A 12,400-nucleotide genomic window follows, 5' to 3' on the forward strand; every position below is an offset into this window, starting at 1 on the left:
CCGGGCACGGGGGCCCGCGACCAGATCCCGCCGTGCGGACGGCGCCCGGGCGGGCGGCCGTCGCGGGGTGTGAGCCGCGCCCCCGGAAGCCGGGCGGCGGACCGTCCGGCGGGTTCACTCCTTGGCGAGCGGCGTCCGGCGCTCCGGGGCGGCCGGCAGGAACTGGCCTGCCACCTTCATGAACATCTCGCGCTGCTCCGGCGGCACGCCCAGCCCGGCGGCGGCCTCCTCCAGCGTCAGGCGGCGCCCCTCCCCGGCGGTCCGCGACGGCGCTCCGGCGGCCTGCGGCAGCGGGAGGTCGTCCTCCGTGAGCCGACCGGATCTGATCAGCATGTCGCGCACCGGCACGTCCAGAACGTGCGCGAGGCGGCGGGTCGTCTCCAGGTCCGGCATGCTCTGGCGCTGCAGCAGCCGGGTGATGGCCGCGCGGTGGACGCCGGCCTCGTCCGCGAGGCGGGACTTCCCGCCACCGCGGGGGCTGTCGATGTCGAAGCCGCGGCGGCGGATCAGTTCCTCGACCCAGGCGGCGAATTGTTCCAGGTCACTGGCGGTCATGGTGTGGGGTCGCCTCCCTCCGAAGCGACGCACAGAGTATCGCGCTTGCGCGCAAGGAATTACGTGCCCCTACGCGCGCACCGTGCCGATTCCGAGAAGAGTCCGGCCCGACACTAGTTGCGGGCGAGATCGCAACATGTAATGGTGCGTACTCGCAACATTCTCGTCGGGCACTCATCCCGCCGCGCCCAGGAGTCCGCATGCCGTCCGCACCTCCCCCGCCCCTCCCAGAGGTCCTCGAGTCCTTCGGCTGGCGCGCTGCGGCCGCCTGCTCCGGGCTTCCTCCGCACACCGTGTTCGCTCGCCAAGAGACGGAGGCGCGACCTGCGCTGACGGCGTGCGAGCGGTGCCCGGTGGTACGCCGCTGCCTGGAGGTCGTGGCACCCGCCGAGAACTGGTTCGACGGTGTCAGTGGGGGGCATCTGTGGCGCAACGGGCGGCCGGTTCCACTCCGCCGCCGCGATCACGGTGCCTCCGATGTCGGCTGAGGGGCGTTGCGCCCTCGCACGTCCTCCTCGTCGCATACGCAGGACGGCTCGCCCGATCGACCGGATGCACCGGACGTACGGCGTCTACGCCGTCCCGCCCGGGCACCGGACCCCAGGGGCGTACTCCAGGGGCGTACAACGGCTCCGGGCGCTCCCGGCTCCGGCACCGCCCGACCGGCCGCGCCGCCTCTCCGACCCCCGTGCTCACGCCGCACCGCCGCACCGCCGCACCGGAAGCCTCTTCAGTGCCCGTCCCGTCACCGGACCTCCCGGCCCCTCCGGGTCGCTCGCCCGCCTGGCCCGTCCACACCGACCGCACCGCTTCGCCGGGCGGCGGCCCTCCGCAGTGGAAGTCACCGGACTCCACCCGCCCGACCCCCGCACCGCACCGCATCACGTCACCTCTGGGAGGCACTCCATGGCCGAACCGACATCCACCGCGCGCACCGTCCGGGACGCGGCCCTCTGGATCGAGGCGCTGCTGAAGCAGTTCCCCGAACTGCTGGGCGAACTGGCTCCCGGCCGCCCCTCCCCCGGCGCCGCCCCCGAGCGGCGGGCCCCCTCGCCCGAGGCCGCGCGGCGCGTCCGCGAGGAGCGGCTGGACGCCCTGCTGGTGGAGAAGCGGCACGGGCTGGCCGTCCCCGGGTACTCCGCCGCACCCCTGCGCCTCCACGTCTCCGACGCCGTACGCGACATCACCGACGGAGTCGTCGAACTGGACGAGGCCGTCCACGACAAGCTGGGGCTCGGCCGCCCCCGCCGCGCGCGGGTGCCGCAGCGGCTGGTCCGGATCGCCGGGCTGCTCGGACGGATCGCCGACCACCCCCCGCTCGCCGCCCACGTGCGGGACGAGTCCCGTCGGATGGCACGCCGTTGCGCACGCGTGCTGGGTGATGCGGAGTCGATGGTCCGGGTACGGGGCCGCTGTCCCCGGTGCGACTCGGTGTCGCTGCGCGCCTTCCCCGCCCGCCGGGCGGTGCTCTGCGTGAACCCGGCGTGCCGGTGCGACGCCCCGGAGTGCGACTGCCGTACGGACCCGGCGTACCGGCACGTCTGGCACGAGGACGGTTGGGAGGCCCTGGTGGGCGCCGGCGGGGCGGACCGGGCCGAGATCGACTCGTCCATGGACGAGTCGGCGGAGGCGTGGGCCGGCCCCCGGGCCCGGTGACGGCGCCGCCCCCGCACGTCCTGCCCGGCGCACCGGCCGGCCCGCTCCCGGCGAGGAGTCCCCGTACGCCCCCCGTATGACCGACCACCGAAGGAGACCGCACATGACCATCGCCGCCGGCACGTTGATCGACAGCGACCTCGCCGCGGCGGAGGCCGGTGTCGTACCGGCCACCATCCGCAAGTGGGTGCAGCTCGGGCACCTGGTACCGGCCGGGCGGCGGGGCCGGGCGCTCCTCTACCGGCTGGAGGACGTGTTCGCGGCCGAGCGCGCGGCGCGGCGAAAGGGGCCGGCCCGCTGACGGCGGCGGTGCACGAGGCGGTACGGCGGACGGGAGAGGCGGTCATCCCCTGGGGGTGACCGCCTCTCCCGTCCGCCGTACCGGGTCCGGATCAGGGCTCGTCGTTCCCGTCGCGGCACGTGGGGAGCGCCTGCGCGTCGTCGGGTCCGGGGTGCGCCCTGCCTAAGTGGGCGACGGCCTCCTGCCAGCCGCTGGCGAACCCGTGCGTCTCGGCCGCGTCGGAGATCCGCGCACCGATCTTCCCGACCATCGCGGTGAGGGCTCTCGCCGTCTCGGCCGTGTAGACCCCGGACTTCCCTGCCTCGGCGGCCACCTCCACGGCTGCCGCGACCACTTCCGTCAGCCGTCCCCGAGCACTGTCGGCACTGCTGGCCACACGCACCTGCCCTTCCCCGTTCGCGCGACGGGCTGCCATCTGCCTTCACCAGCGTTATTCGAATGTGCGTTTGATTTCAGAGGGTACGCCCACCGCGGTGCCGTGGACCACCCGAAACGCGCCCCTTACGAACGAACACGCACGAGCAAGTTGCGTTCTCGCGCGATCCCAATCACTATGGGTGCAGCGGCGGAGCTGTGCCCGCATCCCTCCAGGGCACCGCTCCGCCGCTCTCGCGTCCGGGCGGCGCGCCCGCGGGCCCCGCGCACCGGACGGCAGGCGCCCCGGCCGCCGTTGGAGCGCCGTGCGCGCCCCGGCCCGCCGCCCGGACGTCGTCAACCCCGTACGAGAAGGAGTGATCCCCCGTCATGAGCTCAGCACCGAGCACCTTCCCCGATGTGGAGGCCATCGTCGTGGACCTCCTCTCCGACCGGCCGGAACTGGCGGGGGCGGTCATCGACGAGACGCCGCCGCCCGGCTTCGACGGCACGCAGCGGGCCGTGATCGTCTCCCGTCGCGGCGGTGCCTGGATCGACGACCTCCACGTCGACCAGCCGCTGATCGAGCTGGAGGCGTACGGCCCCGACAAGACGACCGCGCACGTCCTGGCCAACGCGGCCCGCGCGGTACTGCTCCGGAGCGCCGGCACCGTCTTCGGCACCTCGGTCCTCACCGACGTCGCCGAGGCCGACGGGCCCCGCTGGCTGCCCGACTACGTCCACACCGCCGCGAACCGCTACCTCTGCGTGATCCGGCTCTCCGTCCGTACGGGCTGACCTCCCCGCCCGTATCGGCGGTCGTACGGACCGGCCTCCGCCCGCACCCGCGGTCGTGCGGGCCGACCGCGCCGGCGCCCGCACCCAGTCCAGACCGGACCGGCCGGCCGCGGCGCCCGCACCCCGCACCCGTGCGGACCGGCCGCACCCCGCACCGGTACCGGCCGGCGCACCGCCGCCCGTACCCCACAGACCAGGCCCCGTCACTCCCGGCAGGGCCTTCGCCGTACCCACGGCAACCCCACCGCACCACCCGATCCCCTCCAAGGAGCACACCATGGCAGGCAACTCCGCTTCCGAGATCCGCGTCGCCGGTACCGGCCGGGTCCTGGTCGCCCCCCTGGGCGCCGCCCTCCCGACCGCCTTCTCCGCCAACCCGTCCACCGACTGGGGCAGCGCCTGGGTGGACCTCGGGTACACGACGACCGACGGGGTGACCTTCTCCAAGAAGGACAAGCTCGACCCGGTCGAGACGTGGCAGTCCATCAGCCCGGCCCGGTTCGTCTACTCGGACCGCGACCTGACGCTGAAGTTCTCCATGCTCCAGTTCAACGAGGACACGCTGCCGTTCTTCATGGGCGGCAGCAAGACCGACATCGTCTCCGGCGGCACCACCAACCCGGGCGTCTTCACCTTCGACGTCCCGGACGGCCCGACCTTCGACGAGCGGGCCCTCGGCCTGGAGTTCACCGACGGCAAGAACGTGACCTACCGCTTCGTCATCCCCCGCGGCCAGGTCACCGCCACCGACGACATCAAGCTCGCCCGCAAGGCGGCCGCCTCGCTCGGCGTCACCTTCACCGCGCTGTCGGCCGGCGACGGGGAACCGCTGGCCACCTTCGTCATGAAGGACCCGGCCTACGGCACGGCCCCCACCACCGCCACCGCCTGACCACCGACCCCGCGCCGGGCGGGAGCCCTCCACTCCCGCCCGGCGCACGCTCCACCCCTCCACCCCTCCACCACGAACCGGTCCCAGAGATACGGAGACCCACATGGCCTCGTTCAACGTCAACGCCGCCCGCGCCCAGCGCCTGGAAGCCCTCGGTCGCGGCTGGTCCTTCGAACTGGACGGCGACACCTTCGAACTGCCCACCGAGCTCTCGCGCACGACGGCCAAGGCTCTGCGCCGGCTCGACGACGACGACGTGGACGGCCTGCTGAGGCTGCTGCTCGGCGAGGAGCAGTTCGCGCGCTTCGAGAAGCACGAGGTCACGATGCAGGACATCGCCGCGATCCTGAACGCCTACGGCAAGGAGACCGGGCTCGGCCTGGGGGAAGACTGAGCCTCGACGAGTTCGTCACCGAACACGCCGAGGCTCTCGAAGCCGACCTGCTGAGGCACTACGGCGTGGACCTGCTGGACTGGCACCGCGGCCGGCTCACGGCGCGCCGGCTCGCGGTGCTGATCAAGCACATGCCACGCGACAGCGCCCTGCTGACCGAGACGGACGGCGAGGCGGCCGACTGGTCGACCACCGACTACCTGCTGGCGGCGGTCGTCGACCACCTGGCCGCGGCGAACTGGATGTTCGCGTCCGTCCACTCCGACGAGGACGCCGAACCGCCGGAGCGCCCGGTACCGGTCCCGAGGCCGGGCGACGGGACCACCAGGACGGCGGAAGCGCCACGACCGGCCGAGCCCGCACCGGCCCGGGACCCCGAACCGCCGAGCCCGGTGGAACTGGCCCGGTTCTTCAGTTGACGCTCAGCCCAGCAGCAGGAGACCCGCCACGACGGAGCCGAGACCGGCCACCGCGGTGACGGCGACCGCCGGCCACATCCGGCACGGCGGATAACCGCCCGGCGGATAGATGAAGCCGGGATAGCCGGGGTCGAGATCCACGCGCACGATCTCACCGGGTGTGAACGTCCGGTCGCCGAACTTCCTGGGCGTGCTGGCGATCCACTCCGGCTTTCCCTCCGGCCGCGGCGGCACGCCCTCTCCGACGACCCGGAACCGCCAGGACGGGCCGGCGTCCAGTTTCAGGGCGCCGAGCATTTCCACCGCCACCGTCACACGTCGCCGGTATTCACGCACGGAACTGATCGCGAAATAAGCACTGTAGGCCAGGAACAAAGCCCCGATTCCCATCGCCGCGATGGCAGGCACTAACACTGCGTTCATGCGCGGAGGCTACCAGCCCCGCCAGGAGGAGTGATGACAGAGAAGACGGACGCACAGCTGAGGGCCGAGGTCGATGCGCTGCGCACCGAGTTGAGCCTGAAAGCCGCGAAGAACGACATTTCGTCTTTTATCAGGATAGACAGCGTCAAGCAGATAGCCCGCGCCAGCGACACCTCGAAGATCGCCACCGAGGATTTCGTCAAGCAGGAGACGGCCACCAAGTTCTGGGAGTTCTTCAAGGGCCCCGAGGTCCTCGCCATCTTCCTCGGCTGGGCGATTTTGAAATTGGAACTGACCCCGTTCGTCAACTTCGACCCGGCCATCGAGAACTGGCTGAAGAAGCACGACTGGGAGCGGAACCGGTTCGGCATGCTGATGAAGCTCAACGCCACGGAACTGGAGCGGCGCGCCAACGTCGTCGCCGCCGCCGAAAGACGGCTGGTCGACATGGAGACCGGCATCAGGCGCCTCACGAGGCTCACGCTCGACAGCCGCACCAGACTGCGTGAGCTGGGCCGGAAGGTCGCCGCCCTGGAGACACGGTCGGCGAGCACCCGACAGGCGGTGCGGGACATCCCGGGCTCCCCGGAGATGGCGGTGGCGGCAACACGTACCGCCCGCCTCCAGGCACAGGTGAACCTGCTGTCCGCCGCGCTGGCATGACCACACGTCTCCGTCGCCAGGAACCAGCACTCCACGAAGGGGGCCAGAAATGTCACTGGTACGTTCCCTGAGGAACGCGGCCGGTACTCTTCAGCAGTTCCGATCGAACTCCACATCGGCCGCCACCGCCGTGGGCGCCATCTCGTCCAAGGCCCGATCCGGCGAGCAGGGCCTCATGGGCCTGCGGACCGGGGCGCAGCAGTCCGGGCGGGAACTCAAGAAATTGCAGCAGTTCGCCGACCGGGCGGAGAAGTCGCTTGCGAAGGCCGGGCGCACCGGCCGGACCAGCGGCACGCAGATCGGCACGTTCAAATCCGGGGCGGACAGAGCATCGAAAGGGATGAACGGCCTCAACAAGTCCATGAAGGGCAACTTCATCGCCCGGCTCGTGGAACTGTTCATGCCGCTCATCGAGAAGGTGGTCGACATGGCCACCCGGTCGAAGACCATGCAGAAGGTCCTCCAGGTCGCCTTCGGCGCCGTCAAGAAGGTCATCACCGTCGTCATGAAGGCCGTCGGCCCGATCATGACGGCGGCCGGCAAGCTGATCAGAACGGTCTGGGACGGCATCAGGAAGGCCGTCACGGTCGTCGCGAACGCCGTCTCCCGGGTCGTCTCGACCACGTTCAACGCCATCAAGAAGGTCATCACCACGGTGATGACCGGCGTGAAGGCCGTCGTCTCCAGCGTCTGGAACGGCATCAAGAGCATCATCCTGCCGGTCGTGAACTGGATCAGGGACGTCGTCCCGAGGGCCTTCACCGCCGTCAAGGACAAGCTCTCCAGCATCTGGGGCGGTCTGAAGGACATCGCGGGCCGGGCCTTCGACAAAATCAAGGGCGCGGTGAAGGGCCCGATCAACGCCGTCATCGGCCTGATCAACGGCGCGATCGGCAAACTCAACGGCATCAAGGTCTCGATCCCGGGCTGGGTGCCCCTCGTCGGCGGCAAGACGTTCGGCGTCAGCCTGCCGAGGATCCCCCTGCTCGCCCGGGGCGGCGTGGTCCAGCCCCGCCGCGGCGGCGTCCACGCGATCGTGGCCGAGGCCGGTGAGGCCGAGGCCGTCCTGCCGCTGTCCAAGCTGGACCGGCTGCTGCGCCACACCGCGCGGGCCGCCCGCGCCCGGTCGGCCGGTCGGGATGCCGGTGCGGCGCACGGCTTCCGTATCGAGAACTACTACGAGGCGTCCTCCAGTGATCTGCGCGAGACCGCCTCCGCCCTGCTGTTCCTGTCCAAGGCGCGCGGATGAGCACCGCAGCCGCGGGTCCGGCGGGCGTCCCCCATCCCCTGGCCGGTGTCGCCGGACCGCTGGGTGCCTTCCGTGCCCGGCTCACCGACGCCGCGGGGTCCGTGCAGTCGGCCGTCCGGCGGGTCCGGCAGGCAGCGGCGGCCGTGGACCGCCTCGGGGAGGCACCACCCCGGCGGTGCCCCTCCTGCGCACGCTCCGGGTGAACGCCGAGGGTGCCGGACGTTCCGTCACCCGCCTCGCGGGCTCCGCGACGAAGGCGGCGGCCGAGCTGCGCTCCGGGGCCACGAGGTCGCGGGGAACGTCGTCGACGCTCGCCTCCCTCGCGGGCGCGGCGGGCGGATTCGTCTCCGTGGCGGGGCTCCTCGGTCAGTTCACCGGCCCGATGTCCCGGGCCATGACCGTCCTCGGCATCGGCCTCGGGGCCGCCGCCGGCGCCATGACCGCCGTCAACGTGGCCATGCGCGCCAACCCGCTCGGCTTCCTGGCCGGGCTGGTCGTCCCCGTCGTCACGGCGATCACCGCCTACGCCCTGAACACCGAGACCGGCCAGAAGATCGTGAAGCAGGTCTTCGACCACGTGCTGAAGGTCTTCCGGGGGATCGCCACGTTCCTCGGCCCGGTCGTCACCTCCTGCGGCACCGTCGTCGGCGCGTGCTTCAAGGCCGTGGGGACCGTCGTGACGACCGTCGCCGGGATCGTCGGCGCCGCCGTCTCCGGGGACTTCGGCAGGGCCGGGGCCGCGGTGTCCCGGGCCACCGGGGCGCTGAGCGACCTCGTCCGCCGGCCCTGGAACGCCTTCAAGGAAGCCGTCCGGCCCGTCCTGGAATGGATCACCCGGAGGATCCCCGACATGTTCACCCGGGTGAGGGACGCCACCTCCGGCACGCTCGGCGGCATCGGCGACTTCGTCTCCACCGGCCTCCAGGCGCTCGCCGGTGTCGTCACCGGTCCCGTCAAGGGGCTCATCGCCTTCGCCAACTGGGTGATCGACGGGCTCAACAGCCTCGGCGGCGAGTTCCTCGGCAAGAAGTTCGGCGTCGACCTCGACAAGATCCCGCAGCTCGCGGAGGGCGGCGTCGTCGCCCCCTCGTACGACGGGGCCTCGGCCGTACGCCCCCTGTCCTCGCTCGACCGGCTGCGGCCGGCCGAGGCCGGGCACCGCGTCGACGCCCCCCGCCCCCCGCACCGCGGCCGACTGCACACCTACCGCGAACCGGAGGGCCGCAGCGCCCTCGCGATCGCCGAGGACCTGCTGTTCCTGCACCGGACCGCGGCCTGAGCCCGGCACGGCCGCGGCACCCCGCCGGGGGCCCGGCTCCCGCACCGGACCGCGACCCGAGGGCGCGGCCTGACGAAAGTGAGGTGACGGCCCGTCATGGCCGAGACCACGACCGCGCACCCGGACGAGACCGCACCCGGCTCACTGATCACCCGCGACGGGCAGATCCAGTGGGCCGGACTGCTGATGGGCCCCGGGACGCCGTACCAGATCGACCGTTCCGGCATCACCGGCTGGGACGACCTGCCCACCCTCGACACGGGCGACGTCGCCCGACCCGACCAGCACGGCGCCTGGCCGGGGGCGGTCTGGGCCCAGCCCCGGCTGGTGACCGCCACCGTCTGGCTGGTCCCGCCCACAACGGCGCGGGCCGCCGGCACCAGCGCCGCGTTCCGCGCGGCCACCGGCCCCGAGGGCGGGGAGCACTGGCTCGCGGTGCGCCTGCACGGCGAGACCCTCGCGGTGCGCGCCCGGGTCAGCCGCCGGGTGGTCCCCCAGGACCGGGCGTACGTACGGCAGGGCCTGGCCAAGGCCAGCCTCCAGTGGACGGCGACCGACCCCCGCCGCTTCGGCACCACCGTGCACGAGGGCCGGGCCGTGCTGCCGGTGCCCGAACCCGGCCTGTCCTGGGAGAACGAGGCCGGGAGCGGTCTTCGGTGGCCGCTGGAGTGGGGCACGGACGCGGAGGCGGGCAGCTTCACCGCCGTCAACGAGGGCGACACGGCCGCACACCCGGTGATCGAGTTCCGCGGCCCGGTGCGCCGCCCGACCCTGAGCCGGCTCGGCGACGGCCGCCAACTCCAGTACGACATCGCGCTCGCCGCCGGCGAGGTCCTCACCGTCGACACCGAGGCGGGGACGGTCCGGCTCAACGGCACGGCGTCCCGGCTCTACACCGCGACCCCCACCTCGACGCCCGAGCAGCTGTTCCGGCTGGAGCCGGGCAGTACGTCGCTCGCCTTCCGCTCCGACGACGCGGCACCCGACCCGCGGGCCTCGGTCACGGTCCGCTGGCACGACGCCCACTGGTGACCGGCCCCGCAGCCACGGCCCCCACCGCCCCCGACCCCCGCAACGCACCCTCCAGGAGGACATCATGCCCGTCCGCAGCGCATGGCTGATCAACCGCACCACGACCGACTCCGGCCAGACCCGCTCCGACACCCGGCTCGCCCCCACCGGCACCCTGGCCCCCAGCGGCGCGCTGACCACCGCCTCCGGTGTCGTCCCCGGGTCCAAGGACGGCCGCTACCTCATGGACGGCCTGTACGTCCGCGGCGACACCGCCGGGATGACCGCGAACGTCGCCCCCGGCCGGGCCGTCGTCCAGGGCTCCCCCGCGGCCGGCGCCTACCCGGTCGTCCTGACCGACCACGCGCAGGTCGCCTTCGACGACGGCGACGCGAACAACCCGCGCGTCGACCTGGTGCTGCTGCGGGTGTACGACGCCCAGTTCGATCCGGCCTCCGGGCGCACCGAGGCCGTCCTGGAGGTCCTCAAGGGCGCGCCCGCGCCCAACCCGGAGCCGCTGCCCGTGCCGGAGGGCGCCCTCGCCCTGGCCCGCGTCCACGTCCCGGCCGGCGCGTCCGTCGGCACCGGCGGCCTGGACTGGTCCAAGGCCGTCCAGGACCTGCGCCACACCACGGTCGCGGCCGGCGGCATCCTCGCCGAGTCGTGGAACCGCGACAGCAAGGGCGGCTACGCGGGCCAGTACCGCGACAACGCCAGCCAGCTCCAGCGCTGGGACGGCGCCCGCTGGGTGTCCTACCCGCGGCACATCGGCGGTGTCGCCCCACAGGGTGCGCTGGCGGCCGGCGAGTACCCGGGGCAGTACCGCGACGAGGGCGGCAGGCTCCAGCGCTGGGACGGCGCCGTGTGGCGGCCGGTCGTCCCGGTCACCGGCTGGGCGTTCAACAACGACGGCGGCTACTGCACCTCCACCACCTGGGTGGAAGCCATCGCCGACACCGTCGGCCCGTCCATCTCCACCCAGTTCACCACGCCGGTCTCGGGCATGGTGCTCATCACCGTCGGCTACCTGGGCGACAACCCGGTGGACGGCGCCTGGTCGCAGATGAGCGCGGTCGTCCGGCTGGACGGCGCCGTCGTGCTCCCGGCCGCGGACCAGCGGGCGGCACAGGCGACCGGCAAGAACGGGAGCTCGGTGACGCACACGTTCCGGCTCGCCGGCCTCAAGCCGTACACGGAGTACACGGCGGTCGGCGCGTACCGCTCCTCGGCCGCCAGCAACAACGCCTGGATCGACAACCGGTTCATCCGCGTGGACCCGGTGCTGTGAGCCGCCCCATGGCCCGAGCCGTCGCCACGCCCGTCTACCGGGCGGTCTTCTGCGACCTGCGCACCGACCGGGTCCTCGACGTCCTGCCGCTCACGGAGGCGAGGTTCGACGACTACATCGGCAAGCCGGGCTCCCTGTCGGCGACCGTTCCGCTGCCCGACCCCGCCCTGGCCGCCCGCGCCAGGGAGGCCCTCCGGCCCGGCCGCACGGCGGTCTGGCTGGAGCGGGACGGGGACGTCTGGTGGGGCGGGGTGCTGTGGACCTGCACCCCGGCCACCGACGAACAGGGCCGGATGACCGTGCAGTTCCAGGCGGGCACCTTCGACTCGTACCTGGACCACCGCATCCTCTCGGCCGACGTGGTGCTCCTGCGGGCCGACCAGTTCGACATCGCCCGCGCCCTGGTGGCGCACGCCCAGGAGCAGGACGGCGGCGACATCGGGATCAGCCTGGGCGCCGAGACGTCCGGCGTGCGCCGCGACTTCACGTCCGGCTACACGGCGCTGGCCCGGGTCCGGGAACTGCTCGACAAGGTGGCCCGGCTCGCGGACGGCTTCGAGTGGCGCGTCCACTGCTACCGCGACGGCCAGGGCCGCCGCGTCAAGCGGCTCCAGCTCGGGCACCCGAAGATCGAGTCGAGCCGGGCCGACATCGTCCTGGACCACCCGGGCTCCGTCCTGTCGTACAGCCTGCCGACGGACGCCACCGTGCAGGCGAACGTCTGGGTGGCCCGCGGCGAGTCGGCCAACACCGACCAGGCCCGGGACTCGCTGCCGCTCACCGCCGCGGCGAGCGAACCGGCCGACCTGGCCGGCGGGTGGCCCCGACTGGAGCGCACCTCGGACCACAGCGGGGTCACGGACGTGGCCACCCTCCGCTCCCTGGCCGAGGCCGAACTGGCGCGTCAGCGCCGCCCGGAAATCATCCCCGAGCTGACCGTCGTCCTCGGCGACCGGATCACACCCGCGCTGCTGGGCGCCCGGATCCGGCTGCGGATCCACGACCTGTGGCACCAGGAGGGGCTCGACGCCCGCTACCGGATCGTCGGCCTCGCCGTGAACCCGCCGCAGCGCACCAGGCCGGAGACGGCCACCCTCTACCTGGAAGGAGCCTGACCC

General features: G+C 72.8%; 16 protein-coding genes. 13 read left to right on the plus strand and 3 right to left on the minus strand.

The features are described from left to right. Positions 1-114: 114 nt before the first annotated feature. Positions 115-555: a helix-turn-helix domain-containing protein gene (locus LUW75_RS08800; protein WP_250335106.1), complete on the minus strand. Its 441-nt coding sequence runs from the start codon at positions 553-555 to the stop codon at positions 115-117. Between the two features lie 200 nt (positions 556-755). On the opposite strand from LUW75_RS08800, the gene LUW75_RS08805 reads away from it, so the two are divergent. From LUW75_RS08805 to LUW75_RS08815, 3 genes are all read left to right on the plus strand, one after another. After that, the gene (locus LUW75_RS08805) at positions 756-1,043 is read left to right on the plus strand and encodes a WhiB family transcriptional regulator (RefSeq protein ID WP_250335107.1); all 288 of its coding nucleotides are present in this window, start codon (positions 756-758) and stop codon (positions 1,041-1,043) included. Between the two features lie 418 nt (positions 1,044-1,461). Further along, positions 1,462-2,211, plus strand: a complete 750-nt coding sequence (locus LUW75_RS08810; RefSeq protein WP_250335108.1) for a hypothetical protein — start codon at positions 1,462-1,464, stop codon at positions 2,209-2,211. 103 nt (positions 2,212-2,314) lie between these two features. Beyond that, positions 2,315-2,512: a hypothetical protein gene (locus LUW75_RS08815; protein ID WP_250335109.1), complete on the plus strand. Its 198-nt coding sequence runs from the start codon at positions 2,315-2,317 to the stop codon at positions 2,510-2,512. A 91-nt stretch (positions 2,513-2,603) separates the two neighbouring features. On the opposite strand, the gene LUW75_RS08820 is transcribed toward LUW75_RS08815, so the two are convergent. After that, positions 2,604-2,888 (minus strand): hypothetical protein, encoded by a 285-nt coding sequence (locus LUW75_RS08820; RefSeq protein WP_250335110.1) that lies wholly within the window; start codon positions 2,886-2,888, stop codon positions 2,604-2,606. Positions 2,889-3,256: 368 nt separating this feature from the next. Between LUW75_RS08820 and LUW75_RS08825 the strand changes: the two genes are divergently transcribed. The 4 genes from LUW75_RS08825 (at position 3,257) to LUW75_RS08840 (ending at position 5,369) form a co-directional block, all read left to right on the plus strand. Next, positions 3,257-3,664, plus strand: a complete 408-nt coding sequence (locus tag LUW75_RS08825; RefSeq protein ID WP_250335111.1) for a hypothetical protein — start codon at positions 3,257-3,259, stop codon at positions 3,662-3,664. Between the two features lie 277 nt (positions 3,665-3,941). After that, positions 3,942-4,556, plus strand: a complete 615-nt coding sequence (locus LUW75_RS08830) for a phage tail tube protein (protein WP_250335112.1) — start codon at positions 3,942-3,944, stop codon at positions 4,554-4,556. Positions 4,557-4,659: 103 nt separating this feature from the next. Next, entirely contained in the window at positions 4,660-4,950 is a 291-nt protein-coding gene (locus tag LUW75_RS08835; RefSeq protein ID WP_250335113.1) for a hypothetical protein, read from the plus strand. Positions 4,951-5,015: 65 nt separating this feature from the next. Continuing rightward, the gene (locus tag LUW75_RS08840; RefSeq protein ID WP_250335114.1) at positions 5,016-5,369 is read left to right on the plus strand and encodes a hypothetical protein; all 354 of its coding nucleotides are present in this window, start codon (positions 5,016-5,018) and stop codon (positions 5,367-5,369) included. Positions 5,370-5,372: 3 nt separating this feature from the next. On the opposite strand, the gene LUW75_RS08845 is transcribed toward LUW75_RS08840, so the two are convergent. Continuing rightward, entirely contained in the window at positions 5,373-5,792 is a 420-nt protein-coding gene (locus tag LUW75_RS08845) for a hypothetical protein (protein WP_250335115.1), read from the minus strand. A gap of 33 nt (positions 5,793-5,825) precedes the next feature. On the opposite strand from LUW75_RS08845, the gene LUW75_RS08850 reads away from it, so the two are divergent. The 6 genes from LUW75_RS08850 to LUW75_RS08875 all read left to right on the plus strand — a co-directional run bounded on the left by LUW75_RS08850 (position 5,826) and on the right by LUW75_RS08875 (position 12,397). Further along, positions 5,826-6,455 carry a hypothetical protein gene (locus LUW75_RS08850; RefSeq protein WP_250335116.1) on the plus strand — a complete coding sequence of 210 codons (630 nt, stop codon included), beginning with the start codon at positions 5,826-5,828 and terminating at the stop codon, positions 6,453-6,455. A 49-nt stretch (positions 6,456-6,504) separates the two neighbouring features. Then, positions 6,505-7,704, plus strand: a complete 1,200-nt coding sequence (locus tag LUW75_RS08855) for a phage tail protein (protein WP_250335117.1) — start codon at positions 6,505-6,507, stop codon at positions 7,702-7,704. A gap of 175 nt (positions 7,705-7,879) precedes the next feature. Further along, positions 7,880-8,983, plus strand: a complete 1,104-nt coding sequence (locus LUW75_RS08860) for a phage tail family protein (RefSeq protein ID WP_250335118.1) — start codon at positions 7,880-7,882, stop codon at positions 8,981-8,983. 96 nt (positions 8,984-9,079) lie between these two features. Further along, complete coding sequence (locus tag LUW75_RS08865; protein WP_250335119.1) at positions 9,080-10,015, plus strand: phage distal tail protein; 936 nt, start codon at positions 9,080-9,082, stop codon at positions 10,013-10,015. 64 nt (positions 10,016-10,079) lie between these two features. Further along, positions 10,080-11,282 (plus strand): hypothetical protein, encoded by a 1,203-nt coding sequence (locus LUW75_RS08870; RefSeq protein ID WP_250335120.1) that lies wholly within the window; start codon positions 10,080-10,082, stop codon positions 11,280-11,282. 8 nt (positions 11,283-11,290) lie between these two features. After that, positions 11,291-12,397 (plus strand): hypothetical protein, encoded by a 1,107-nt coding sequence (locus tag LUW75_RS08875; protein ID WP_250335121.1) that lies wholly within the window; start codon positions 11,291-11,293, stop codon positions 12,395-12,397. Positions 12,398-12,400 lie beyond the last annotated feature (3 nt).

The organism is Streptomyces sp. MRC013 (genome assembly GCF_023614235.1).
GTDB lineage: Bacteria > Actinomycetota > Actinomycetes > Streptomycetales > Streptomycetaceae > Streptomyces.

Coding starts and splice junctions, on each gene's coding strand:
- LUW75_RS08830 (WP_250335112.1), top strand. CDS start 3,942: ATGGCAGGCAACTCCGCTTCCGAGATCCGCGTCGCCGGTACCGGCCGG.
- LUW75_RS08825 (WP_250335111.1), top strand. CDS start 3,257: ATGAGCTCAGCACCGAGCACCTTCCCCGATGTGGAGGCCATCGTCGTG.
- LUW75_RS08850 (WP_250335116.1), top strand. CDS start 5,826: ATGACAGAGAAGACGGACGCACAGCTGAGGGCCGAGGTCGATGCGCTG.
- LUW75_RS08815 (WP_250335109.1), top strand. CDS start 2,315: ATGACCATCGCCGCCGGCACGTTGATCGACAGCGACCTCGCCGCGGCG.
- LUW75_RS08800 (WP_250335106.1), bottom strand. CDS start 555: ATGACCGCCAGTGACCTGGAACAATTCGCCGCCTGGGTCGAGGAACTG.
- LUW75_RS08855 (WP_250335117.1), top strand. CDS start 6,505: ATGTCACTGGTACGTTCCCTGAGGAACGCGGCCGGTACTCTTCAGCAG.
- LUW75_RS08810 (WP_250335108.1), top strand. CDS start 1,462: ATGGCCGAACCGACATCCACCGCGCGCACCGTCCGGGACGCGGCCCTC.
- LUW75_RS08875 (WP_250335121.1), top strand. CDS start 11,291: ATGGCCCGAGCCGTCGCCACGCCCGTCTACCGGGCGGTCTTCTGCGAC.
- LUW75_RS08870 (WP_250335120.1), top strand. CDS start 10,080: ATGCCCGTCCGCAGCGCATGGCTGATCAACCGCACCACGACCGACTCC.
- LUW75_RS08805 (WP_250335107.1), top strand. CDS start 756: ATGCCGTCCGCACCTCCCCCGCCCCTCCCAGAGGTCCTCGAGTCCTTC.
- LUW75_RS08835 (WP_250335113.1), top strand. CDS start 4,660: ATGGCCTCGTTCAACGTCAACGCCGCCCGCGCCCAGCGCCTGGAAGCC.
- LUW75_RS08865 (WP_250335119.1), top strand. CDS start 9,080: ATGGCCGAGACCACGACCGCGCACCCGGACGAGACCGCACCCGGCTCA.
- LUW75_RS08845 (WP_250335115.1), bottom strand. CDS start 5,792: ATGAACGCAGTGTTAGTGCCTGCCATCGCGGCGATGGGAATCGGGGCT.